The sequence below is a fragment of the Streptomyces sp. NBC_01478 genome, assembly GCF_036227225.1.
Lineage (GTDB): Bacteria > Actinomycetota > Actinomycetes > Streptomycetales > Streptomycetaceae > Streptomyces.
On sequence record NZ_CP109444.1, the window covers coordinates 1,981,328 to 2,003,620 of the forward strand.

A 22,293-nucleotide genomic window follows, 5' to 3' on the forward strand; every position below is an offset into this window, starting at 1 on the left:
CTTCCGCCACGAAGTCGAGGCCGAAGGAGCATTCGCCCGCGGCCAGTTCCTCGCCGAGCTCGCCCGCCACACGGTCTTCGACGGCCAAGTCGTCACCGACGAATCCCGCCTGCGCCGCATCCCGGCCTGTCACGACACCCACTTGTACCCGGGCACCTTCATGACCTGCGTCTACAACCCCGACCGCGCCCGGTGCCTCTGCCCTGAGGCTTCCGCCGATCAGCCCGCCATGGCCGACTGCCAGCCGCAAGCCTGCCGCAACACCGCCCTCACCTCCGCCAACCGGCAGGCCCCTGCTCGCCCGGGCCACGGCGGGCACAGAACTGTCGGAGAAGATCCTGGAATCGACCCACAAAGCCCTGACCGCACCACACGGGCCTCGACCCGGAATCCCAGGGACAGGGACTGCGCGGCGGGGACTCGACGCCACGTAGGTAGGCAATCTCCGGAATCCCAGCAGCACGCGGTGGCGCCAGCCCTCCGGCCGCCCGCCTGCCCACCCCTCCGACCATGCCGGAATGGGCAGCGACGGCCGGATGACCTGCCATTTATGGATTCGGGCCATGACGCAGCCGAGGACCACCCGGATGGTCGCCCGGGCCTGAGGCTGGGCCGCGCTTCAGCGAGGCAGCAGGACGTCGACCTGCCCCCGGATGTCCTGCACGATCTCCTCGACGCTCAAGGCGATGTTCACGCTCGCCGCCGTACTGAGGAACATCACGGCGGACACGATGTGTGCCAGCGTCGCGGCGTCGCCCTCCGTGACCCGCTCGTCTCGGCGCAGCACGGCGGCGATGGCCTCCTCGGTCTGCGCGACGATGGCGAGGGCCGCGCCGTGCCGGGGCTCCTCGGGGTCGCCGAAGACCATCTCTCGCAGGTAGGTGCGTCCGTTGTCGATCTGGGTGCGGTTGCACTCGACGATCGGCCGGACGATCGCCAGCACCGCGTCCAGCACGCCTGGGATGGCCTCGGCGTCCGCACGGCCCTGCTCAAGTGCTTCGGCGTACTTGGCGTTCTGGACCAGGAGGAGGAGTTCGCCCTTGGTCTTGGCGTAAAGGAACAGGGTCCCGGTGCCGATGTCGGCCTTGTCGGCGATCTGCTGGGTCGTGACCTCATCGATGCCGTGTTCGGCGAACAGCTCAGTGGCGGCAGCGACGATGCGGTCGAATTTCTCCTGCTTGTTCCGCTCGCGCCGTCCGACCGACCGGGGGGCGACAGGCATGACGGTGTCCTCCAGGAGTAGATTCTGACTGTAATCAGTTATGATTACAGTCAGTACCGCGTGGGCTCGAATGTGGCTCCGCTCATTCTTCCATGGCGGGGCGAGGAGTCATTGCTCCATCCGTGCACAGCCACGCACTTCACATCCCCTTGGAAAGAAGGAACCAATGCCCTCTCTCGATGGAGCAGTCGTCCTCGTCACCGGCGCCAATGGCGGTATCGGCACCCACTTCGTCCACGACGCCCTGGCTCGCGGCGCCGTCAAGGTCTACGCCACCGCCCGTTCCCCCCGCGCCTGGGACGATGACCGCATCGTCCCCCTGCCCCTTGACGTCACCGACCCCGCGTCGATCGACGCGGCCGTCGCCGCCGCGGCGGATGTCACCGTGCTCGTCAACAACGCGGGCGCCATCCCGCCGAGCGCGAGCCTGCTGGACGTCACCGAGGCGGACATCCGGGCGAACATGGAGACGAACTTCTTCGGGCCGGTCTTCCTCGCCCGCGCCTTCGCACCGGTCCTCTCCGCCAAGAAGGGGTCAATCCTCATCGACGTGCACTCCGTTGCCAGCTGGTATGCCTTCGGCGGCGCCTACAGCGCGTCCAAGGCCGCACTGTGGTCGGCCACCAACTCGCTGCGCATCGAGTTCGCACCCATGGGCGTCCATGTGACGGGTGTGCACATGGGCTACGTCGACACCGATATGGCCGCGCACGCTGACGGACCCAAGATGCTGCCGACCCAGCTGGTGACGACGGTCTACGACGCCGTCGAGGCCGGAGAATACGAGGTCCTGGCCGACGAGTTGACCAAGGGAGTCAAGGTGGCTCTGAGCGGCCCGGTCGAGGCGCTTTACCCGGACCTGCACAGCACGGACGCCTGAGCTTGTCCTTCGGTCCCGACGTGATCTCTTCACGCCGGGACTCCGTGATCCATCGCGTTCGAACGGTTGGCCGGCCGGTGTCAAGAAGGGGTGCACCGTCGCGGCCGTCGAGCCGTGGATGGCATCGGCGGTCGATCCGCCGGCAGCCCGATCAGCAGCGGGGCACCACCGTGGTGACAGACCGTCGCGGCTGTCGGGCCACGGTCTGAGGCGGTGCCAGGCACCACGAGTTCGGCCCGGTCGGTGTCGGTGAAGCTCGGTCAGGCCATGCTCGGCGCGCACTCGTCCGCGCATCAACCGGTGTAGTTCGTCCAGCGACCGCCAGGGCACTGCCCCGAACGCCACCCGCAGCAGTGTCCGGCGGGTACAGGCTGCGCCACTGGGTGGTGAGTCCTGGCCAATCGGCCCGTGGCCCGGAGAGGGCGCCGACGCGTTCGAATTCGCCCGCGATGCCGGTGCGCCGGTCGACCGCGGTGCCGAAGACGTCGGAAATCAGGTAAGCCCTGCGGCGAAAGAGGACGTACGCGCCATTGGCTGCGTCCGTGCTCGCTTCCTGACGGGTGTCAGCGTTGCTGGTTGGCGACGCCGATGTGGTGCCCGAGACGGTATTCGAAGTCGATGCCGGCCTGTTCGGCGACGGCCTGCGTGCCGGCGGCCCGGGTGAGGAAACCGGGGAGGGTGAGGGAGCGGGTGAACTCGCCGTACGCGGCGACCAGGTCCGCGTCCGGGGGCAGGGATGCCCGGTTGATCTGGGCTTTGGCCGAGGCGAGTGAGGTGCGGTCGAAGGAGGCGAGCCGGGCGGCGACGGTGCCGACGAAGGCGTCGAGGTCGCTGTCGGGGAGGGTGCGGGTGACCCAGCCCCAACGCTCGGCGGTGTCGGCGTCGTAGTCGTCGCTGGTGAGGATGGCTTCCAGGGCGCGGTCGCGTCCGATGGCGCGAGGGAGGCGTTCGGTGCCGCCACCGCCGGGCAGCAGTCCGCTGCCGACCTCGGGCTGCCCGAAGATCGCCTTCTCACGACTGGCGTAGCGCAGATCGAGGGCGAGGGCGAGCTCGTTCCCGCCGCCGCGGGTGCGTCCCCGGATGGCCGCGATGGTGATGTACGGCGCCCTGGAGAGTTCCAGGACCAGATTCGTCCATGCCGGCACCGCGTCCGGGTCCTCGGGGGCGGGGAAGTCGGCGGCGGCGGCCAGGTCGAAGTGGTTGTAGAAGAAGTCGGGGGTGGCGCTGTCGAACAGCACGACCTGGATCTCCGGGTCGGTGGCCAGTTCTTCGACGATCTCGATGAGGCGCAGGACGGTCTCGCCGGCGATGAGGTTGACGGGCGGGTTGGCGAAGGTGATCTTCGCGATCTGCGGTGAGGTGCGCTCGTAGTGGATGGTGCTGTGCTCGCTCATGGCTGGCTCCGGATACGGATTGGGATGCGTGATGGGTGTCAGACGGGGGCGCGAGGAGGGCCGGGAAGCGTGGGGCGGCTGAACTGCTGAGCAGATCCGGCGGTCCGCTTCTCGCTCGCGCCGCTCACTCCTCGTAGTGCGGGAGGATGGCGCCGTTCTTGACGTAGGTGAGCGCGGCGGTGACGTCGTAGGCGTGGATCGCGGAGACCTGCGGTGCCAGCCGGTTGGACAGGTCCTGGATCACCTGGCCGGTGAAGAAGGCGTTCCGTGCCTCTGTGTCGGTGAACCCGAGGCTGAGGGAGGCGTGGAAGTGCTGGTCGTGGGGGTTGTCGTGGGCGACGTCCGGCGTGTCCCAGAGCTTTTCGATCCAGGGCAGGAACGTCTGCGTGCGCAGTTCCTTCAGCACTCCGGTGCCGGCGAGCGCGGGAGTGAGCTGCTCGTTGACGAACTTCCGGAAGGCGCCGGCGCCGACGCCGTCTCTGCGGCGCAGGTAGACGAGAGCGCGGGCACCGACCGTCTGTCCGGGGCCTGCAACGTCGTACCAGCGGGATGAGTTCGGCGGGCCGGCGTAGAGCAGGGTGCGGCGGAACACGTTGATCTCGTCGGCGTAGGCCAGCTTCGTCTGCTTGCGCCCCTTCAGGGGTGCGAGCGCCGATTGGAAGGTGACTTCCGCGACGCCGTCGATCTTCCGGTCCGCGGGGATCGCGGTCTGGACCCCGTCGGTGGCCGGCCACCGGCCCGGGTTGTGCTCGGCGAGGTGGATCTGCCGGTACTCCTCCAGGCCCGGGGTGGCGGAGATGATCCCGGAGTGCGGGCCCTTCCAGTGGTCCATGCCGGTCTGGCGGGGCTGATCGGTCCGCACCCACAGCAGGATCGAGGAGGTGAGGTGCTTCGTCACTTCCAGGGGTACGACGGCCGGTGACGTGCTCATGGTGTTGCCCTTCTCTTCCTGGTCAGGCGGTTGTCATCGGGCGAGGAACTCGACCGCCACGGGGGCGAACTCGTCGTAGTACTGGAAGATGCCGCCGTGCCCGGAGTCGGGGTAGATGATCACCTGGCTGTCCTTGATGCGCCGGTGCAGGTCCTCCGACAGGACCGACGGCACCATACGGTCGTTGTCGCCGTTGGCGATCAGGGTGGGCTGCGTGATCGACGACAGGTTGTCGGGGGCGGAGCGCCCCCACTTCTTGATCGCCTTCAACTGTGTCTGGAACGCCTTGGTCTTGATCTCCGCGTCGCGGTCGACGGTGCGCTCCTTGAGCCGGTCGACGAACGCGCGCCCGGCGGCCTTGCCGGTGGCGTTGCGGTTGAAGAACAGGAACTCCTTGGGGTCCGAGCGCGTCAGGGTGGCGCGCAGGATGTCCCAGTAGGTGGTTCCGGCGACCTTGTCGATGTCCTTGCCGCCCTTGGGCCCGGTGCCGGTGAGGACGAGCTTGCGGACGAGCTCGGGGTGCTTCACCACCAGGGCCTGGGCGACCATGCCGCCGAGGGAGAAGGAGAAGACGTCGATCTTGTCGTACCCGAGCGCCTTGATGAAGCTGTAGGCGTCGTCGGCCATCGCCTCGACACTGTCCGGCACCTGGCCGGTGGACGCCCCGACACCGCGGTTGTCGAAGGCGATGACGTGACGGCCCTTCGCGACGGGGTCGACGATGCGGGGGTCCCAGTTGTCCAGGGTCGCGGCGAGGTGGACGAAGAAGACGACGGGGATGCCGCCCTTCGGTCCCAGCTCGCGGTAGGCGTAGGTGACGCCGCCGGCGCTGACGGTGCGGGCCGGGGCCTTCGCGTAGGAGGTGATGACGGCTTCGTTCGGGGTGCCGGTGCTGCTCATGACGGATTCTCCTCGTGTGCTGTGTGTCGCCCGTCGCGGTTGCGGCGGGTCAGATGTTGCCGATGACGGCCTTGCCGCGGATGCCGCCCTGGGACAGGGACTGCAGCGCCTGCGGGGTCTCGTCGAAGCGGACCACCTTTCCCACGACCGGGCGCACCACGCCCTGGTCGATCAGGGTGGTGATCTGGCGGAGCTGGTCGCCGCTGGCGCGCATGAGCAGGAACTCGTACGTCACGCCGAGCTTCTTCGCCTGCTTGCGGATCTTGCGGCTCAGGGCTGCGACCGCCAGGCGCAGCAGCGGGTTCAGGCCGGCCTCGCGGGCGAACGCGGGGTCCGGGGGACCGGCGATCCCGATGGCCTTGCCGCCGGGCTTGAGCACCCGCAGGGACTTCTCGAGATTCTCACCACCGATGCCGTCCAGCACCAGGTCGTAGCCGGTCAGGAGCTGCTCGAAGTCCTGGGTGCGGTAATCGATCACCGTGTCCGCGCCGAGCGCGCGCACGAAGTGCGCGTTGGAGGCGCCGGCGGTCGTGGCGACGCTCGCACCGAGGTGCGCGGCGAGCTGGATCGCGATCGAACCGACCCCGCCGGCGCCGGCGTGGATGAGAACCTTCTGCCCGGGCCGCACCTTCCCGCGCTCCACCAGCGCCTGCCACGCCGTGAGCGCCACCAGCGGCAGCGAGCCGGCCTCATCCATGCTGATCGAGGCGGGCTTGAGCGCCACGTCGCCCTCCGCGACGGCGATGCGCTCGGCGAACGTGCCGATGCGGTCCTGGGCGGGCCGGGCGTAGACCTCGTCTCCGGGCTTGAAGCCGCGAACCGCCGCCCCGACACCGATGACGGTCCCCGCGACGTCGTTGCCCAGGATCAGTGGCAGCTTGTAGGGCAGGATCTGCTTGAACTCACCGGCGCGGATCTTCTCATCCAGCGGGTTCAGCCCGGCGGCCTCCACCCGCACCAGCACGTCGTGCTCCCCGACGGTGGGCTCGGGGACGTCCGCCTCCTGCAGCGGCTCCTTGTACTTCGTGACGACGAACGCCCTCATGAGGTGTCACTCCTTGCCTTCATCCTATTTATCCAGGTCTGAGACCAGGTCGGCCAGCTCAGCGCGACCTCCGGGGTCTCGCCTCACTCAGTCAATCCGAGTACACTCAACTATGAGTGCACTCAGAATTATTGTCAAGGGAGGCCCCATGGGAAGCGGTCACATGCCGATCGGGCGCCGCGAGAGGGCCAAACAGGACAAGCGCCAGCGCATCATGACCGCAGCCCGCGAGCTGTTCGCCGAACACGGCGTCAGCGGGGTCACGACGCAGCAGATCGCCCACCGGGCCGACGTCGCGATCGGCACCCTCTACCTGTACGCGTCCACCAAGGCCGAGTTGCTGATCATGGTGCAGAACGAGAAGTTCGCCGCCGCCATCGATTCCGGCCTCGCCGCTGCGAACGCCGCCGTCGGACAGGGCGCGCTGGAGCCTGTCATCGCTCTCATCCGTCCCGTGGTGGAGTGCGTGAGGGAGCACATCGAGAACGGCCGCACCTACCTGCACGAACTCGTCTTCGGCGACCCGGCCGAGCCCTACCGGCAAGCAGGTCTAACCCTTGCCGGCCGTCTCGAGAACGGCGTCACCGGCCTGCTCATCCGCAACGAGCACATCGGCGCCGCCGACGCGGCAACGCTGGCGCGGGTGATCACCGCGATCATCCACATCAGCACCACCGCCACCGTGTATCTGCAGCGCAGCGACGAAGCCGTCCTCGCCGACATCCGCGACCAGATCCACGCCACCCTGGCGCCCCACCACCGCGCCGCATGACTGCTCACTCCACGAACCAACCGTCAACCACCCTGGAAAGGGGGCACGTCATGAGCGCGCACTACGGCGTCGTCGCCCTTGGCGCCGGCTCGAGCGGGCACGTCGCCGCGATCCGCGCCGCGCAACTCGGCAAGAACATCCGGCCCGGCAGTGCGGACAACGGACAGGTGCACGGCCTTCCCGGAGAACGAGAGCCGGAAAACGAACAGGCAGCACAGGGTACGCACGCCGTCGAGCGTGATGCAGACGTCTCCGAAGTCGACCTCGGCCTCCTCGCCGGGGCGGTGCGTCTGCGGGATGAACACGCTGGGTGGTCCGCGGCCCTCCTCGACCCAGATCTCGGGCTTGCGGCGCCTGATGTAGTCGCGGACCCGGCCTTAGGAGCCGCTGTCCATCCCCTGCTCGTCCACCAGCCGGTCGAAGACCCGCTTGGCGGTATGGCGCTGCTTGCGCGGGGCATCCAGATCAGCACGCAGAATCGCGTCGATCAGATACTTGTAGGGGTCGATCACCGAAGGCCGCGGAGGCATCGGCTTGCGGGGCGCCGGCCACGGGGACGTCAGAGCTTCGCGTACCAGACGCCGGTGGACCCCGTAGTGGCGCGACAGTTCATGGATCGACAGCTTCTCGGTACGGGAGTCGCGGCGGATCTCCCTGGAAAGCGCGGGTGGTGTCACTTCTTCAGCTGGGCGTACATGGCTTCCAGGTCGGAGGACAGCTGGGACTTGACCCAGCGGGTGGTGTCGTCGGCGAGCACCTCGTGCGCTCCCGCCTCGATGCCGTCGAGCGCGGACACGGCGATGTCGCGGGGGTCGGCCTTGGGCGCGTCGACACCCGACGTCATGTCGGTGTCCACGTAGGCCATGTGGAGCCCGGTCACCGCGATGCCGCGCGGCTGCAGCTCCAGGCGCAGGGAGTTGGTCTGCGACCACAGGGCGGCCTTGGAGGCGCCGTAGGGCGTGCCGTCAGCCAGCCAGGACAGGACGGAGTGGGCGTTGAGGATGTGACCCCCGCCGTTGCGCTCGATGATCGGTACGAAGGCCCGGGTGACCAGCAGCGGCCCGTAGAAGTTGGTCTCCAGATCCCGGCGTACGTCCTCCATCGGGGAGTTGAGGTACGAAGCGCGGACGGATGCACCGGCGTTGTTGATCAGGATGGTGACGTCCTGGGCCTGCTCGGCTGCGGCTGCCACGGATGCCGGGTCAGTGGCCTCGAGCGCCAGCGGAACGGCATCGGGGTGGGTCACCGTGCGCGGGTCACGGGTCGTGGCGTAGACCTTGCCGGCCCCACGGGCATAGAGCTCCTCGACCAGCATCTTGCCGATGCCACGGCTGCCTCCGGTGACGAAGACGTTGGCGCCCTTGATTGCTGTCATGACTACCTCCACGAAGATGAAAACCGATCGGTTTCCACCACCGTAAACCGATCGGTTTCGTCATGCAAGTCGGGTTGAGCACCGGATGACGCCGGCATGCCGGGTCGAGGTGGAGTCGGGCGGAGCTCAGGCTTTGGGAGTTGGCCTCGTGTCCATCGGCGAAGCCCGTACTCGCCCGTCGTAGGCCGGTGAAACCGCGAGCCCGCCGACAGTGATCGACGTGGCCTCGCTGGGCCTCAGGCGGAGTTCAGCGGAGTGACGTGAGGAGTGGCGTGCGGGACGGCTCGGTGTCGCCGGCACCCCCGGCCGGCCCGGGGCCGGCGACCAAGGGCAGCCGACAGCCAACGTCGCAAGGACCGCTCAAGTACGGCGGGGTGTGTGAGTGCGGTCAGGCGTCAGCCGGCCAACTGGTTCATCTTGCGGATCTGCCGGTCGAAGGCCCAGGCGGGAACGAAGCGGAGCAGGCGTGCCCGTCCGGCCGTGGGGCCGGCGGCGTAGCGCAGTTTCGGCTTCGCGTCGGTGGCTGCCGCGACGACCGCCCGGGCGACCACGGCGGGGTCGTCGCCGTCCCTGATCGCCTCCGCCATCACGCGGCCGACGGTCCGCCGCTGCTTCTCGTAGGCATGGAGGGGTGTGTCGGGCCGCGCGCTGTTGGTCTCGAATCCGGTGTTGGTGTAGGCGGGTTCGACGAGAAGCGCCCGGATGCCGTGGTCACGGACCTCATGGTCCAGGGACTCGGTGTAGCCCTCGACCGCGTGCTTGGAGGCGGCATAGACGGCCATGTAGGGCTGGGGCACGAATCCGACCACGGAGGAGAGGTTGATGATGCGCCCGCGCCCCTGGCCGCGCATGTACGGCAGGACCTCGTTCACCATGCGCATGACCCCGAAGACATTGGTGTCGAAGACGCCCTGGGCCTGTTCGAGGGAGGTTTCCTCGGCCGCACCCAGTGAGCCGATTCCGGCGTTGTTGACCAGGACATCGATCCGCCCGAACCGCTCGCTCACCTCCTGGACCACTGTGGCGACCGAGGCGTCACTGGCCACGTCGAGGTCGAGGAACGTCACACCGTCGAGCGGGGCGACGCGCGAGGTGTCGCGGCCGGTGCCGACCACGTTGAATCCGGCTGCGACCAGGGCGAGCGCGGTTTCCTTCCCGATGCCGGATGACGCACCCGTCACGAGTGCCACCGGCCGGTTGTTCGTCGTCGTCATCATGGATTCCCGACTCACTAGAAACTGATCAGTTTCCATCCACAGTAAACCGATCGGTTTCCGCGTGCAAGCTCAAACGCCAACCCGATCTTGGCCGTGCCCTCGTCTGCACGCCGAGGTCGATCGGGCTGCGCGGCGGCTGCGGCGGCTCGTTCAAGACGGGGCGGGGTGCCGCTTGCGACGCTCGGCAGACGGGAGCCCGTCTCATGGCGGTCGGCCGCCACAAGGGCCCTGCGGACCCTGCGTCCGGTCAGGCACCTTGCCGGCTGACGCAAACGGACCGGCGCCTGCCACAATGGCGGCATGGCCAGGGTCAGCGCGCAAGAGAGACGCGAAAGCGTCGTCCGCGCAGCGATCGCCGAGTTCGCGCTCAAGGGCTACTACGGGACCTCCACCGAGGCGATCGCCAAACGCGTCGGCGTCACGCAGCCGTACCTCTTCCGACTCTTCCCGGGCAAGAAGGCGATCTTCGTCGCCGCGTTGGTGCGGAGTATGGAAGACACCCGGCTGGCTTTCGAGCGGGCGGCCGACGGGGCGGAGGGCGGCGAGCAGACCCGGCGTGCCATGACGGACGCGTACGCGCGGCTGATCTCGGCGCGCCCCGAGACGCTACTGATGCAGATGCAGGGATACGCCGTCGTCGCGGCCGCCGAGACAGAGGGCGACGACCAGACGGGCGAGCTCGTCCGGGCCGGCTGGATGCGACTGTGGGAAACCGTGCACCTGTCGCTGGGTGCCGACGTCCACGAGACCACAAGCTTCCTTGCCTGCGGCATGCTCGGCAACACGCTTACGGCGATCGGGCTTTCCTCCGATCACCGGGAGGCAAGGGCGTGAGCCCGTGGGCGCTGCTCCGGCTGCCGGAGACTGGCATCAACCCGAAAGAGAGCTTCGGTCGCCGAGCCTGGTCGAACCCGGGGCGCGTCAGCGCATGTCTGCCGCGTCGAGCAGGGTGACCACGGTGGGTGCGACGAGCCCCGTCAGGTTGTCGGCCTGGATTCCGGCGCGGGCGCTGGCGCCGTCGAAGACCAGGATGAGCTGCCGGGCCAGCAGGTCGGGGTTGCTCGCCCCGCCCTGTTCGGCCTCGGAACGGAAAAAGGCTGTCAGGTTCGCTTTGATCTGGTGGGCCACCCGACTCGCGGGGTGGGTCTGGTCCTTGAGCTCGATCTGCACAGCCAGGTACCGGCAGCCCTGGAAGTCGGGCGCATCCGCCTGCGACTCCACCCGCCCGAAGACGTACAGGATCCGCTCGCGGGGGGAACGGCCGTCATCCGCCGGGGGCAGGAGGCTCGCCCCGAAGGCGGCGGCACGCTCCTCCAAGCTCGCCGCCAGCAGTTCATCCTTGCTCTCGAACAACTGGTACATGGAGCGCTTCGACACCCCCGCCGCCTTGCACAGCGCCTCGACGCCGATGCCGACGCCGTCGCGGTAGGTGAGCGTGGCCGCTGCCTCCAGCAGCCGCTCCCGGGGGCTTTGCTTCACTTTGGTGGTCATACCGCGAGGTTAACTCGAATCGGACGAAAAAGAAACCGATCGGTTTCCGTGGGGTGTCGGGAAGACACCCGTCGCCGCGCGGCCGCCTGAAGGCCGCTCAGAGGCTCGGTGACGGTCTCGGGGGAAAGACCGTCGCCGAGCCCTGATGGTGCACGTGCCTCTCGTCCCCGCAGAGGGCGCCGCGCACCGGGGCCACTCCGAGTAATGGCCCCGTCTTGAGTGAGCCGCCTTCCGCTACGCCGGGGCAGCGGTCTTCTCGGGCTCCGTCCCGGCGGGGATGCGATGCAGCCCCTTTCGGTCGTACCAGCCCGTCACGCCGAAGCCGAAGAGGGCGGCTGCCGCGAGGCCGACGGCCATCATGACCCAGCCCCGGGTCAGGCCGGCGTCGGCCTGGGCGTCGTAATAGAGGATCGAGCGGATGCCGCCGGTGATCTGCCGCAGTGGTTCGAACTCCGCCAGGAACCGGTAGAAGCCGGGCAGCGCCTGAAGCGGTGTGGTGGCGTTGGCCGTCGGCACCGCCATCCCGATGAAGACCAGCGTGACCACCAGCATGCCGGGCGTGCCGAAGACGGCTAGCAGGGTCAGCGCACCGATCCCGGAGACCGCGATGGCGCACACCGAGTACAGCCACAGCAGGGGCAGATGGGCGGCGTGCATTCCCATGAGGCCGACCGCGCCCGCCATGACCAGGCTCCCCATCAGCAGGGACAGCCCGGCCATGAGAGTGCTGCTGATGGCGAGGGTCTGCACCCGGGTCGCCCGGATGAGCGGGCGGTGCAGGCGCAGCGGGCCCATGTCGTTGTGGGTGTAGCCGAGGGCGTGGTCCACCTGGCCGCTGATGACGTTGGCGGAGAGCATGCCGCAGACCACCAGGACGAGGGCGTAGTAGAACGCCGTCAGGCCCAGGCCGCTGTGCGAGTCGAGCGGATGGCCGTCCTTGACCATGACGGCGGCCGGGTCGGCGAGCAGGACGCGGGCCGCGGCGGGCAGCTTCGCCTGCCCGGTCCCGATCTGGGACGTGAGCTCCTTGCCCACCTGGAGCGAGGCGCTTTCGGCCGCCTGTGTCGTCGCCGTCCGGGCCAGGCTGGAGCCCACGCTGCCGGCGGACTGGTTTGTCAGCACCGTCAGCGTCGGGCGGGCTGGGGTCCCAGCGGTCACGGAGGCAGTGAGTGCGGTGGTGGCGGAGGTGAAGTCGGCGGGGACGACGAGCGCGCCGTACAGCTTGCCCTTGCCGAGTTCCTCCTTCATCTCCTTCTCGTCCATCACCTTCCAGTCGATCTTGGCCCCGCTCGCGGTGGACTTCTTGATCGACTCGGTGATCCCAGCCCCGAGGTTGACCTGCTTGCCGCCGACAGCGGCCCCCTTGTCGGCGTTGACCAGGCCGACGGGCAGATTCTTCATGTGATCGACGGGATCGATGTTGGCCCCGACGTAGAACACGGTGAACAGCAGCGCGAGAACGCCAGTGATGACGCCATTGGCGATCCACAGGGGTTTGGCACGCAGCACGCGGAACGGGTGAATCCCACTCATGACTTACTCCGGTCTCGGACAACACACTCATATCCGGAGAGGGGCGGACAGCTTCATTGCGGTCCGGCGACCCTCGGAACGTTCAATCTCGGCACACACGGCCGTCGACGCGGAACCGGAGATGCAGCACCCCGCCGGGACTCCGACTGATGAAACCGGTCGGTTTCAAGCTCATCGTAAACCGATCAGTTTACAAATTCCAAGTCGAGGCGCCGGCCCCTGTCCCAGCGGCGCGAGGAAGCCGATACCGTGCTCTATCCGCTCGATCGACACCGACTCCCTGCGGAGCTGGAAGTTCACGGCCAGGTCTCTGGTCGCGGGTCTATGTGATGTCGTGATCAATCCTGCCGATCGAAGCCGGTAGCAAGGCGATCGTGACGCGCAGGCAACTCACCGACAAGCAGGAGCAGTTGATCGATCCGTTCCTGCCGATGGGCAAGCACGGTCCGTACCCTGAGCGGATGCGCGAGCAGTTCGGGGGGACGATCTGGCGGTTCCGCGCCAGCAGTCAGTGGCGGGAAATGCCGGGCCGGTTCGGCCGACGGTCTACCGGGAGGCGGGGACTGGAAACCGAGCGGCGGCCACCGCGCAAGCGCCTGCCCCGGCTCAGGAGGGTGTGCGCGTTCGCGCCAGCTCGGCTGTTACGGCGTCGGCTACCGCATCCCTCACCTGCGCCTCCGTGGGCGTGGGCCGGCCGAGTTCGGCGGCGAGTTGAGCCAACGAGGTCATCCGGACACCGGGCAGGGCGCAGGCCGTGAACGTGGTGTAGACGTCGAGGTCCGGGTCTATGTTGAGCGCGAATCCGTGGCTGGTGACGCCGCCGCTGATGCGCATGCCGATGGAGGCGATTTTGCGGTGGCCGGGGGTCCACACGCCGACCAGGCTCTCGGCGCCTCGGGGTGTGTCCCGGCGTATCGCCTCGAATCCGAGTGATCCCAGCGCGCGGATCAGGGCGTGCTCGATCCGGCGTATCAAGCCGCGCGGTCCCAGCTCGCGCACGTTCAGCACGAGATACCCGATCAGCTGCCCTGGCCCGTGATAGGTGGCATGACCTCCCCGGTCGACTTCGACCAGACTGATCGGCGAAGCCGGTTCTGGCAGTTGGTCGGCCGGTGTCCGCGCCGTGTAGGTGATCACGGGAGGGTGGGTGAGCAGAAACAGCCGATCCCCAGTACGCCCCTGCTTCCGCTCGGCCACCCAACCGGCCATGTCGGCCTGCGCCACCTCATACGGCACCTCACCCAGATCGACGCGTTCCATCTCCCCTGGCTCCATTGCCTCTCCCGTGTCTTCGAGGCGACGTCGCCTCGAACTGCGCCTGCGAACTCCTGGTCTGGTGTCGCCGATGAACAAACTGTGCGTCGTAGGGGCTCGGCATGCAGCCAGGTCAGGTGTTGTCACCCATGACCGCGACCGACCACAGCCGCCTGGTGCCGGCTTCAGCGTGGCGTTCCGTACCCGTGGATCCCCGGGATGGCGAGTTTTCCGCCCGTCTGTCCGGCCTGGTTGATGTCGGCGTCGTCCAGGCCGAGTTGGAGCTTGAGGTCGAGCTTCCCGACCGTGTCGTAAAGCCACTGCGGAATGGTGTCCGGGGTGAGGTGCAGGCGGAGGACGGGCGGTACGGGAACGCCTTCGACGCCGGAGAGGGTGCCCGTCAGGCTTTCGACGTACATGGTGATGCCGCCGCCTCGCAGCGTGGACGTCGAGCCGGGCGCCCCGTCGATGTGCTGGATCTGCGGGCCGACGGGCACCGCCATCTTCAGGTCGCGGATCGTGACGCTCCCCGCGGAGAACTTGAGCACACGCTTGGGTCCGGCGGCCGTGTCCACGGTCACCACGCCGCCGAAGACGAGGTCGTGCAGTTCGAGGCGGCTCCCCTTCATGTTCCATGCCTCGGCGGAGAATCGGCCGGCCTCATGTTCCTCGGGGGCCTTGAGATCGCTGATGTCGCAGGTTCGGGAGGTTCCCCCGGTGGAGTCCGGTCGGGGCGACGGCTCGACGGCCCGGTGGCTGGGAGCAGGTGACACAGGCGTGGTGGACAACCGGGGCTCGGGCAGTGCTCCGGACTCCGGCCTCGAAGTTGCCGAGCTCGGTGAAGGGCTCGCGTGGAGTGAGGGGCTCGCGTCGGGTGACGGGCTCTCCTGCGCGGCGTCGTCGTGGAAGAGGGGACCGAGGATGTCCGCGAGGCTCGTCGTGGCGGAGGTTGTGCTGGGCGAGGGGGTGGGAGTGGCGGTCGGTGCTGGGGCCGGGCCCGCTCCCTCGTCGTCCGCGTGCGACGGCGGCTTGACGGGCTCCCCACTCGGGTGAGCGCCGACCGTGTGGGGATCAGCGGACGGGGTGGGGTGTGCGGGAGTGTTCGTCGCAGAGGGTGAGGTGTCATCGGGACGGGCACAGTCGACACCGCTGGTTCCAGGCGCGCCTGATCCCTCTTCGGAAACGGAGAGCGCTGCGGGGGCGCTCGTGTCCGCGGACTCGGGCAGGCGTTGACTCCCCAGGATGAGGGCGGTCGGCAGCGCGGTGAGCGCGAGAGCCCTCCCGACCGGCAGACGCAAGCGTGTCAGCGCGGACGTACGCGGAATGGCGTGCCGGCCTCTCGGCGGCCGGGCGAAGCGGGGTTCTGCGGTCTCGCCCTGAGTGTCGGGCGACTGGTCACTCACTCCCCTGTCCTCCCGCCCGGACGACTGCGGCTGACGGCTCTTCAGGTCCGTCGGGTACGTCCTCCGGATGCCCGTCCCCGCCCACCGGGCCCCATGCCAGAGCCAGGAGTCCGCCCGTCGCCGCGAGCAGCGTGCCGAAGAAGAAGCCGCCGAAGTTGGAGATGGGAAGGGACAGCACGCCGAGGAACACCGCGACGCAGCCCGCGAAGAACCTGATGATCGGCTGGAACCAGAGGAGTCCGCCAAGGACGATCAGAGTCAGGCCGATGACCAGCGACCCAGCCCCTGCGGTGGTGGACATCGCCACGGACAGGGCGCCCAGGGAGAGGTTGAAATACGGGAAGTAGATGATGGGCGCAGCGGCAAGGAGCACCAGCAGGCCCGCCCAGAAGGGGCGGGTGCGCCGCCAGGTCCGGAAGTCCCGGCGAGCGCGGGTGAAGCCGCTGTCACTGTGGGGGTGCGCGGGCGCACCGGCACTCGTCATGTGGCAGCTCCCAAGTCGTGAGTGGGTGAGGGTGTCCGCGAGGACGGTGGAACGCTGCCGCCCCCTGGGCAGTCGCCGGTCGCTTTCGCGCGCGGGAGGCGAGGGGGCGGCAGCGAGGTCAGAAGCAGTCGTGGCGGCCGGACGCGATGTTCATGTGCAGGCCCGCCAGTTCGAACGTTCCCGCAGTCGTGGCCCAGACCGTCTGGTGGGCATCGATGATCTCGACCGCGTCCGCCTCCTGGGCGTAGCCGTCGGGATCGACGTGGTCCTTCGGGTTGACCTGGCCCTTGGTCATGGAACCGGTGGCGACGCCGATGTCGACGTTCTTGAAGGTGCCCTTCTTGGCCTGGAGGTCTGTCATGTCGATGTACAGGTCCTTGGCCTTGACCGGCGTACCCGACCCGCCGGCCTTGAGCGACATCGTGTAGGTCCCGAGGACGGGGATGTCCACCGGGACGGACTGACACATGTCGGTGACCTTCGCGTTCTTGATGGACGAGACGGAGACGGGCACGTGCTTGCCGTTCTTGGCGACGTCCACCGTGGCGTAGTTGGCGAATCCGGTGCCGCTCAACTTGCCGGCCGAGACCTGGAAGGCGGAACCGGAGATGCTGAACGAAGCGGCCAGGGCGCCCTGGGCCATGGAAATGGCGACGGCAGCCGTGGCGGCCACGGTCGGCACCGCGCCGATGGCGAAACGCTTCCAGTGGGTCTTGCCGATTCGCTGGGACATGGTGTTGGTCTCCGTTGTCGATGCGTACGAGACGACCGGACCCAGAACTGACTGCCCCGGGCCCGGGGTGGGGAGAGAACTGCGGCTGGGTGTGGCCGTGGCGGTGCAGGCGGCTTCCGCGGGCGCATTTCGTCCACGCGCACGGAGGAAGTGGGCACACCGAAGAAGCACTCGATAGTGTTACTACCGAGCACCCGATAGTGGCACTATCGATCCCGTCGGGGCAACCCCCGGTAACGCGATACTGGTGGGACAGTTGAGCGTGAGGGAGCGCATGAGGATTTCAGAGCTCAGCCGACGGTCCGGGGTGCCGATGGCGACCATCAAGTACTACCGGCGGGAAGGGCTGCTTCCCGAGGGGCGCGCGCTGAACGCGACGGCGGTCGAGTACGGCGAGGAGCACATCCAACGGCTCCGTCTGATCCGTTCGCTCATCCAGCTCGGCGGGCTGTCCGTCGCCCGTACCCGTGAAGTGCTCGATGCGGTGGACCGTCCACTGGACGGGTTCGAGACCCTGGGCGTCGTCCACCACGCACTCCCCGTGCCCTCCGCAGAGACGCACGGCAAGAGCGGCGCGGACAACGAGGACAGCCCCGGAGCGGAGAACACCGCCGACGAGGCTGTACCGGGCGGAGCCGCCACGAGGGTCGAGGCTCTCATCGAGAACATGGGCTGGCGGATCTCCGACGCGTCACCGCACCGCCCCGCACTCGCCGAAAGTCTCGCCGCGCTGAGCCGCCTCGGCACCGACTACACGGTCGACGACCTCGTCCCCTACGCACAACTCGCCACCTCCACCGCCGATTTGGACTTCGCGCAGTTCGAGGGGATCGAGGACCGCATCGCCCTCGCCGAGCGGGCGGTGGTCCTCACCGTGCTGTTCGAGCCGGTCGTCCGGCTGCTACGGCGCCTGGCCCAGGAGGACGCGAACCACCGGCGCCATGATCGCCGTGCATGCGAGCGCAGCGAGCAGCCGGAGGAGTGAGTCCCCAGCAGTGCACCACCGGCACCCCCGTTCACGACGGCAGCGAGGACCGAAGTGCCCCGGTGAAGACACTTCGGCCTCTCGGGAGGGTTCAGCCCGTGGCGACGGGGACTCGCTCGTCGGTGTCCTCCGGCACGTCCGTCTCCTTGATACCGAATCGGTCGTAGAAGCGGGCGAGCGGGCCCGGAGCCCACCAGGCCGCCCTGCCCAGCAGTCTCATGACGGCCGTTCCCAGCAGGATGCGCACCACCAGCACGTCCACCAGGACCGCGAACACCATGCCGACGCCGAACAGCTTGATGGTCAGCACATCGCTCATCCCGATCGCCGCGAGCGGCACGCACATCAGCACCGCCGCGCTCACGACCAGACGGCCGATGGACCGCAGCCCCATCGCCACGGCTTCCGTGCTGTCGCCCTGCTTGTCGTACTGCTCCCGCATCCGGGACACCAGGAACACCTCGTAGTCCATGGAGAGCCCGAAGATCAGCGCGAACAGCATGATCGGCATGTTGGGCTCGATGTTGCCCGTCGGATCGAAGCCGAGCAGGTTGTGCAGATGGCCGTCCTGGAAGATCCAGACCAGGACACCGAAGGTCGCGGACAGCGACAGCATGTTCATCGCGATCGCCTTCAACGGCAGCAGCACCGAGCCGAATGCGAGGAACAGCAGGACGTACGTCATCACCGCGATGTAGAGCAGCATCCACGGCAGGGTCTCGCCCAGTGCGTCCAGGGTGTCGTCGTACACCGCCGACTCGCCGCCGAAGTACGCCCGGGCGCCCGGCGGTTCGGGGACGTCCTTGAGCCGGTTCACCAGGTCGCGCGCGTGGGTCGAGATGGGATTGCCGTCGTAGGTGACCGACACCCGGGCCGTGGTGCCCTCCACGCCGCTGATCCGGGCGCTCGTGGCGCCCTCGGTGGCACCGAGCCGCTCGGCGTACGCCTTCAGCGCCGCGCCCTGCTCCTTCGAGGTCCCGTCGGACTTCAGCACGAGCAGCGAGTCGATGGACTTCACCGCGTCGCCGTCGAAGTCGTGCTCCATGGCGTTGAAGACCTGGCGGCCCTCGGAAGTGCTCGGCAGCTGCTGCGCGTTGATGGAACCGAACTCGATCTTGGAGAACGGCAGGGCGAGCGTCAGCAGCAGGCCCACCGCGCCCACCACCACGACCCACCGCCGCCGCATCAGGCCGTGCCCGAACCGGTACCAGGCACCCTCGCCCGCCGCCGTCGACCGCCCTGCCTTCTTGCGGCGCAGCGAGAAGGCGTTGACCTTCGGTCCCATCGCGGCGAGCAGCGCGGGCAGCGCGACCAGTGAGAAGAGCACCGCCAGCAGGACCGCTGCCACGCCGCCGTACGACATCGACTTCAGGAACGTCGACGGGAAGAGGGTCAGTCCGGCCAGCGCCGCCGCGACCGTGGTGCCGGAGACCATCACGGTGCGCCCGGCCGTGGCGAGGGTGCGCCCGATCGCCGTTTCGCCGGTGTAACCGGCCGCCAGTTCCTCGCGGTAGCGGCTCACGATCAGCAGGCCGTAGTCGATGGCGACCGCGAGACCCAGGATCGTGACCAGGCTCATGGAGAACACGGACACGTCGGTGATGTTCGCGATGGTCCGCAGGACGGCCATCGAACCGAGGATGGAGAGCACGCCGACGAGCAGCGGGAGGAAGGCCGCGGTCAGACCGCCGAACACGACCAGCAGGAGCAGGAAGAGCACGGGGGCCGAGATGATTTCCGCGGTTCTCAGGTCGTGTTCGATCTTCTCACTCGCCTGGTGACCGGTGGGCACCGTGCCGCCCTGCAGCGTCTGAAGGCCCGGTGCCGGGATCTTGTCCTTGACCGCCTTGTACGCGTCCTCCTTGGCCTTCTCGCTGCTGCCGTGCAGGTTCAGGGCCACGTAGGTGGCGTGCCGGTCGTGGCTGACCTGCGCCGGCATCCTGGTCGTCCAGAAGTCCAGGTAGCCGGTCACCTCCGACTTCGGCAGGGACTCCAACTGCTTGACGACCGCCCGCTGGAAGGACGGGTCGTCGACGGTACGGTCCTTGTCGCGGTAGACGATCACCGCGTCGGGTGTCCGCTGCGGGAACGCCTTCTCGGCGATGTGGGCAGCGCGCACGCTGTCCGAGCCGGGGTCCTGGAAGCCGAGCGGTGTCAGGGAGCCGAAGACTCCGGCGCCGTAGGCCCCGGACAGGACGGCGAACAGCATGGTCAGTATCAGCACCGGCTTTCGCCTGCGGTACAGCAGCCGCCCGAACCCCTCAAACATGACTTCTCCTAGATCGTTGGCCAGCGCCGGACAGGACCGTCCCAAGGTCGGCGCCGAACGAACCGTAACAGTGTTTTTATTGCTCGATGCAACGCTGTTGCGTAGCTCTCATTCGGGGAGTGGGCGCGTTCCTCAGCTCTGACCTGCTGGTATGTGAGAGGAGCTCGTTCGGAGGCGGCGGGTCCTGGTGCGGGGCGGGGCGGGACGACAACAAGTTAAAGCGGTGCCGATAGGCATTCATAACGGCGTTGCAATACGATGACGCCATGGCCAGGCTCAAGACACACGACGAAGCACTCCGGCTCCGGCTCCTGCACCGCGCGGCCGCCACGGTCTTCGACCGCGGCACCGCCGCGCTGAGCCTGCGACAGCTCGCCGCGGACGTGAAGACCTCGACCACGGCGGTCTACTCACTGTTCGGCAACAAGGCGGGTCTGCTCAGGAGCCTGTACGAGGAGGCCGCGCGGCTCTTCGTCGCACGCCTGGCAGCCATCCGTCCGACGGACGACCCGGCCGCCGACGTGATCCGACTAGGGCTCGTCTATCGCGAATACGCCATCGCCAACCCGCATCTCTACGCGATCCTCTTCGCCGACCGCAGCGTCCAGTGCCCGTCCGAGTCGGAGTCGGAGAGGCCGCGTGAAGCCATCGAGACCTACCGGCCCCTCGTCGACGCCGTCCGGCGCGGACAGCAGGCAGGGCAGTTCAGTTCGGAGTCCGACCCGGAGGTCATCGCGCTGTCGGTCTGGGGAACGGCCCATGGCCTGGTGTCCCTGGTGCTGTCGGGGAACGAGCCGCCCGGGCTCGCGGTCGCCGACTGCTACGAGCGGGCCTTGGGGGTATTGGTAGCGGGGTGGCGAGTCAGCGAGGGGAAGGTTCAGGCGTTCGCGGACGTGCCGTGAGCCCGGAGCCGGTACGGCTCCGGGCCTGAACGTGCTGTTCAGCGCCTTGAGGGCGTCGAGTTGTACGGAGACTGTCGAGTTGTACGGAGACCATGGCCTGCCCGAAATCGACCGCAGCGCCGCGCACTACACCGGCAAGCCCTGCCCCGCCCGGGTCCGCGCCCGCGTCAAGGTCGCCCGCGGTACGGCCGGGGTGCACACTGATCCCCCGCCGAGGCGGCCGCCCGACGCGGGCCGGCGAGGTCACACGAGCCTGACGGGCCCGGCGTCGATCGGCAGGCGGACCAGGAGATAGGGCTTGCGACGCAGGTCCTGGCCCTCGTGGAAGGGCGCCAGCCGGTCGAGTTGGTTGGCGGTGGCGTACAGGTGCCGGTCCGAGGCGATGGACAGGGTGTCGATCCAGTTCAGGTCGCTCCCCTGGGCGAGGGTCCGGTAGGTGCCGTTCGGGCTCCTGCGCCAGATGGCGTTGTGTTCCAGGTCGCCGCCGTAGAGCCGCCCCTTGTCGTCGCTCTCCAGGCCGTCGGCCATCGGCTTGAACCCGAGATCCTCGACCGTCGCCGCCACCTCGGCGTCCGTGGTGTCCGGGTCGGCGAGGGCGTCGGTGGACACGCTGTGCAGTCGGCGGCTGGAGAGCGGGCAGTAGTAGAGGCGCGTGCCGTCGGCGCTGAGAGCGATGCCGTCGGAGCCGGTCTCGTAAGAGGTGGGCTCGCCGCCCGCGGGGCGGACCATGAAGGGCTGGCCATCGATGACCGGAACGAAGTCCGGGTCCGGGAGTGCCGAGGGGTGCCCGGTCAGTCGCCGCCAGGAGCGGCCCGTGGCGAGGTCGACCACGATGATGCCGTTGGAGCCGCCCGAGTCGGTGATGAAGGCCATGCCCTCGGCGCCGCGCCGCAGGTCGAAGCGCACGTCGTTGGGGTAGCTGTTCGCCGGCACCACCTCGGGCGGGAAGAGGATCTTCCGTACGATCCGGTCGGTGCGCAGGTCGACCGCCACGAGCTTGGGACCGCCGTAGGAGGACCCGGCGAACAGCGGGCTTCCGGTGTCGAGGATCCACAGCCGGTCGGCCGGGTCGACGACGACGCTCTGCACCGACTGGAAGTGCCCGGCCAGGTCTGAGGCGTCCTGACGGTTCACCTCGGCGTCGGGGTAGGCAACCGGCTTCCCGCCGCGCAGTTCGGCGACGGTGAACGGGACGTCGTCGCCCCAGCGGGGGAAGTTGACGAAGATGCGGCCGCGGCGCGAGACGGTAACACCCGTCGGCATCGCGCCCCAGAAGCGGGCAACGACCTCGTAGTGACCGGCTGTTGAACCGGAGGGGGAGGCGGAGGCGGAGGCGGGTCCGGCGAGTTGGGTGGCGGCCAGCGACGCGGTGGTCGCCGTAAGGAACGTACGTCGCTTCATGGGAGCGTCTCCTACTGGGTCAAGTTGCCGGAAGGCGCGGCGAGTTGACGCATCACCTCGGCGCGTGAGGGGGATTGGCCGGACGTTGCCGTAGCCGGTGAG

General features: G+C 68.4%; 22 protein-coding genes and 1 pseudogene. 6 read left to right on the top strand and 17 right to left on the bottom strand.

What is annotated here, in order from left to right:
- Window positions 1-619: 619 nt before the first annotated feature.
- Window positions 620-1,222: a TetR/AcrR family transcriptional regulator gene (locus tag OG223_RS08920; protein ID WP_329244896.1), complete on the bottom strand. Its 603-nt coding sequence runs from the start codon at window positions 1,220-1,222 to the stop codon at window positions 620-622.
- A 166-nt stretch (window positions 1,223-1,388) separates the two neighbouring features.
- Here OG223_RS08920 and OG223_RS08925 point away from each other — a divergent pair, with 166 nt between their 5' ends.
- Window positions 1,389-2,102 carry an SDR family oxidoreductase gene (locus OG223_RS08925; RefSeq protein ID WP_329244898.1) on the top strand — a complete coding sequence of 238 codons (714 nt, stop codon included), beginning with the start codon at window positions 1,389-1,391 and terminating at the stop codon, window positions 2,100-2,102.
- Window positions 2,103-2,665: 563 nt separating this feature from the next.
- Here OG223_RS08925 and OG223_RS08930 read toward each other — a convergent pair.
- The 4 genes from OG223_RS08930 to OG223_RS08945 form a co-directional block, all read right to left on the bottom strand.
- Window positions 2,666-3,496 (bottom strand): enoyl-CoA hydratase/isomerase family protein, encoded by an 831-nt coding sequence (locus tag OG223_RS08930; protein ID WP_329244901.1) that lies wholly within the window; start codon window positions 3,494-3,496, stop codon window positions 2,666-2,668.
- A 124-nt stretch (window positions 3,497-3,620) separates the two neighbouring features.
- Window positions 3,621-4,427: a strictosidine synthase gene (locus OG223_RS08935; RefSeq protein WP_329244903.1), complete on the bottom strand. Its 807-nt coding sequence runs from the start codon at window positions 4,425-4,427 to the stop codon at window positions 3,621-3,623.
- Window positions 4,428-4,460: 33 nt separating this feature from the next.
- The gene (locus OG223_RS08940; protein ID WP_329244905.1) at window positions 4,461-5,327 is read right to left on the bottom strand and encodes an alpha/beta fold hydrolase; all 867 of its coding nucleotides are present in this window, start codon (window positions 5,325-5,327) and stop codon (window positions 4,461-4,463) included.
- A 49-nt stretch (window positions 5,328-5,376) separates the two neighbouring features.
- Entirely contained in the window at window positions 5,377-6,372 is a 996-nt protein-coding gene (locus OG223_RS08945) for an NADP-dependent oxidoreductase (protein WP_329244909.1), read from the bottom strand.
- A 148-nt stretch (window positions 6,373-6,520) separates the two neighbouring features.
- Between OG223_RS08945 and OG223_RS08950 the strand changes: the two genes are divergently transcribed.
- A complete protein-coding gene (locus OG223_RS08950) occupies window positions 6,521-7,144 on the top strand; it encodes a TetR/AcrR family transcriptional regulator (protein WP_329244910.1) in 624 nt (207 codons plus the stop codon).
- Between the two features lie 23 nt (window positions 7,145-7,167).
- Here the strand turns inward: OG223_RS08950 and OG223_RS08955 are convergent, their stop codons facing one another.
- The 4 genes from OG223_RS08955 to OG223_RS08970 form a co-directional block, all read right to left on the bottom strand.
- Complete coding sequence (locus OG223_RS08955) at window positions 7,168-7,449, bottom strand: hypothetical protein (protein WP_329244913.1); 282 nt, start codon at window positions 7,447-7,449, stop codon at window positions 7,168-7,170.
- 72 nt (window positions 7,450-7,521) lie between these two features.
- A complete protein-coding gene (locus OG223_RS08960) occupies window positions 7,522-7,821 on the bottom strand; it encodes a hypothetical protein (protein ID WP_329265924.1) in 300 nt (99 codons plus the stop codon).
- Window positions 7,818-8,519 carry an SDR family oxidoreductase gene (locus tag OG223_RS08965; protein ID WP_329244916.1) on the bottom strand — a complete coding sequence of 234 codons (702 nt, stop codon included), beginning with the start codon at window positions 8,517-8,519 and terminating at the stop codon, window positions 7,818-7,820. Before OG223_RS08965 ends, OG223_RS08960 begins: the two co-directional genes overlap by 4 nt.
- A 395-nt stretch (window positions 8,520-8,914) precedes the next feature.
- Window positions 8,915-9,736 carry an oxidoreductase gene (locus tag OG223_RS08970; protein ID WP_443073700.1) on the bottom strand — a complete coding sequence of 274 codons (822 nt, stop codon included), beginning with the start codon at window positions 9,734-9,736 and terminating at the stop codon, window positions 8,915-8,917.
- A 300-nt stretch (window positions 9,737-10,036) separates the two neighbouring features.
- On the opposite strand from OG223_RS08970, the gene OG223_RS08975 reads away from it, so the two are divergent.
- Entirely contained in the window at window positions 10,037-10,570 is a 534-nt protein-coding gene (locus OG223_RS08975) for a TetR/AcrR family transcriptional regulator (protein ID WP_329244918.1), read from the top strand.
- 87 nt (window positions 10,571-10,657) lie between these two features.
- Here OG223_RS08975 and OG223_RS08980 read toward each other — a convergent pair whose 3' ends face one another.
- On the bottom strand, window positions 10,658-11,227 hold the full coding sequence (locus tag OG223_RS08980) for a TetR/AcrR family transcriptional regulator (protein WP_329244922.1): 570 nt from the start codon (window positions 11,225-11,227) through the stop codon (window positions 10,658-10,660).
- Between the two features lie 234 nt (window positions 11,228-11,461).
- Window positions 11,462-12,760 (bottom strand): SNG1 family protein, encoded by a 1,299-nt coding sequence (locus OG223_RS08985; protein ID WP_329244925.1) that lies wholly within the window; start codon window positions 12,758-12,760, stop codon window positions 11,462-11,464.
- A 374-nt stretch (window positions 12,761-13,134) separates the two neighbouring features.
- Between OG223_RS08985 and OG223_RS08990 the strand changes: the two are divergent.
- A pseudogene (locus tag OG223_RS08990) lies at window positions 13,135-13,311 on the top strand (transposase); the annotation flags it as partial.
- A gap of 55 nt (window positions 13,312-13,366) precedes the next feature.
- Here OG223_RS08990 and lipB read toward each other — a convergent pair.
- From lipB to OG223_RS09010, 4 genes are all read right to left on the bottom strand, one after another.
- Window positions 13,367-14,020 carry a lipoyl(octanoyl) transferase LipB gene (gene lipB / locus OG223_RS08995; protein ID WP_329244929.1) on the bottom strand — a complete coding sequence of 218 codons (654 nt, stop codon included), beginning with the start codon at window positions 14,018-14,020 and terminating at the stop codon, window positions 13,367-13,369.
- Window positions 14,021-14,199: 179 nt separating this feature from the next.
- Complete coding sequence (locus OG223_RS09000) at window positions 14,200-14,643, bottom strand: hypothetical protein (protein WP_329244932.1); 444 nt, start codon at window positions 14,641-14,643, stop codon at window positions 14,200-14,202.
- Window positions 14,644-15,409: 766 nt separating this feature from the next.
- Entirely contained in the window at window positions 15,410-15,901 is a 492-nt protein-coding gene (locus OG223_RS09005) for a DUF6114 domain-containing protein (protein WP_329244935.1), read from the bottom strand.
- Between the two features lie 118 nt (window positions 15,902-16,019).
- On the bottom strand, window positions 16,020-16,634 hold the full coding sequence (locus OG223_RS09010; protein ID WP_329244938.1) for a DUF6230 family protein: 615 nt from the start codon (window positions 16,632-16,634) through the stop codon (window positions 16,020-16,022).
- A gap of 274 nt (window positions 16,635-16,908) precedes the next feature.
- Here OG223_RS09010 and OG223_RS09015 point away from each other — a divergent pair, with 274 nt between their 5' ends.
- Window positions 16,909-17,619 (top strand): MerR family transcriptional regulator, encoded by a 711-nt coding sequence (locus tag OG223_RS09015; protein ID WP_329244940.1) that lies wholly within the window; start codon window positions 16,909-16,911, stop codon window positions 17,617-17,619.
- 91 nt (window positions 17,620-17,710) lie between these two features.
- On the opposite strand, the gene OG223_RS09020 is transcribed toward OG223_RS09015, so the two are convergent.
- The gene (locus tag OG223_RS09020; protein WP_329244943.1) at window positions 17,711-19,888 is read right to left on the bottom strand and encodes an MMPL family transporter; all 2,178 of its coding nucleotides are present in this window, start codon (window positions 19,886-19,888) and stop codon (window positions 17,711-17,713) included.
- Window positions 19,889-20,154: 266 nt separating this feature from the next.
- Here OG223_RS09020 and OG223_RS09025 point away from each other — a divergent pair, with 266 nt between their 5' ends.
- Window positions 20,155-20,790: a TetR/AcrR family transcriptional regulator gene (locus OG223_RS09025; RefSeq protein ID WP_329244946.1), complete on the top strand. Its 636-nt coding sequence runs from the start codon at window positions 20,155-20,157 to the stop codon at window positions 20,788-20,790.
- Between the two features lie 243 nt (window positions 20,791-21,033).
- On the opposite strand, the gene OG223_RS09030 is transcribed toward OG223_RS09025, so the two are convergent.
- Window positions 21,034-22,191, bottom strand: a complete 1,158-nt coding sequence (locus OG223_RS09030) for an L-dopachrome tautomerase-related protein (RefSeq protein ID WP_329244949.1) — start codon at window positions 22,189-22,191, stop codon at window positions 21,034-21,036.
- Window positions 22,192-22,293: the final 102 nt, after the last annotated feature.

Bases quoted from the DNA above. Each gene is read 5' to 3' on its own strand.
- OG223_RS09015 (WP_329244940.1), top strand. From the start codon at position 16,909: ATGAGGATTTCAGAGCTCAGCCGACGGTCCGGGGTGCCGATGGCGACC.
- OG223_RS08985 (WP_329244925.1), bottom strand. From the start codon at position 12,760: ATGAGTGGGATTCACCCGTTCCGCGTGCTGCGTGCCAAACCCCTGTGG.
- OG223_RS08925 (WP_329244898.1), top strand. From the start codon at position 1,389: ATGCCCTCTCTCGATGGAGCAGTCGTCCTCGTCACCGGCGCCAATGGC.
- OG223_RS09020 (WP_329244943.1), bottom strand. From the start codon at position 19,888: ATGTTTGAGGGGTTCGGGCGGCTGCTGTACCGCAGGCGAAAGCCGGTG.
- OG223_RS08980 (WP_329244922.1), bottom strand. From the start codon at position 11,227: ATGACCACCAAAGTGAAGCAAAGCCCCCGGGAGCGGCTGCTGGAGGCA.
- OG223_RS08950 (WP_329244910.1), top strand. From the start codon at position 6,521: ATGGGAAGCGGTCACATGCCGATCGGGCGCCGCGAGAGGGCCAAACAG.
- OG223_RS09025 (WP_329244946.1), top strand. From the start codon at position 20,155: ATGGCCAGGCTCAAGACACACGACGAAGCACTCCGGCTCCGGCTCCTG.
- OG223_RS08970 (WP_443073700.1), bottom strand. From the start codon at position 9,736: ATGATGACGACGACGAACAACCGGCCGGTGGCACTCGTGACGGGTGCG.
- OG223_RS09005 (WP_329244935.1), bottom strand. From the start codon at position 15,901: ATGACGAGTGCCGGTGCGCCCGCGCACCCCCACAGTGACAGCGGCTTC.
- OG223_RS09030 (WP_329244949.1), bottom strand. From the start codon at position 22,191: ATGAAGCGACGTACGTTCCTTACGGCGACCACCGCGTCGCTGGCCGCC.
- OG223_RS08935 (WP_329244903.1), bottom strand. From the start codon at position 4,427: ATGAGCACGTCACCGGCCGTCGTACCCCTGGAAGTGACGAAGCACCTC.
- OG223_RS08945 (WP_329244909.1), bottom strand. From the start codon at position 6,372: ATGAGGGCGTTCGTCGTCACGAAGTACAAGGAGCCGCTGCAGGAGGCG.
- OG223_RS08930 (WP_329244901.1), bottom strand. From the start codon at position 3,496: ATGAGCGAGCACAGCACCATCCACTACGAGCGCACCTCACCGCAGATC.
- lipB (WP_329244929.1), bottom strand. From the start codon at position 14,020: ATGGAACGCGTCGATCTGGGTGAGGTGCCGTATGAGGTGGCGCAGGCC.
- OG223_RS08975 (WP_329244918.1), top strand. From the start codon at position 10,037: ATGGCCAGGGTCAGCGCGCAAGAGAGACGCGAAAGCGTCGTCCGCGCA.
- OG223_RS08965 (WP_329244916.1), bottom strand. From the start codon at position 8,519: ATGACAGCAATCAAGGGCGCCAACGTCTTCGTCACCGGAGGCAGCCGT.
- OG223_RS09010 (WP_329244938.1), bottom strand. From the start codon at position 16,634: ATGTCCCAGCGAATCGGCAAGACCCACTGGAAGCGTTTCGCCATCGGC.
- OG223_RS08920 (WP_329244896.1), bottom strand. From the start codon at position 1,222: ATGCCTGTCGCCCCCCGGTCGGTCGGACGGCGCGAGCGGAACAAGCAG.
- OG223_RS09000 (WP_329244932.1), bottom strand. From the start codon at position 14,643: ATGAAGGGGAGCCGCCTCGAACTGCACGACCTCGTCTTCGGCGGCGTG.
- OG223_RS08940 (WP_329244905.1), bottom strand. From the start codon at position 5,327: ATGAGCAGCACCGGCACCCCGAACGAAGCCGTCATCACCTCCTACGCG.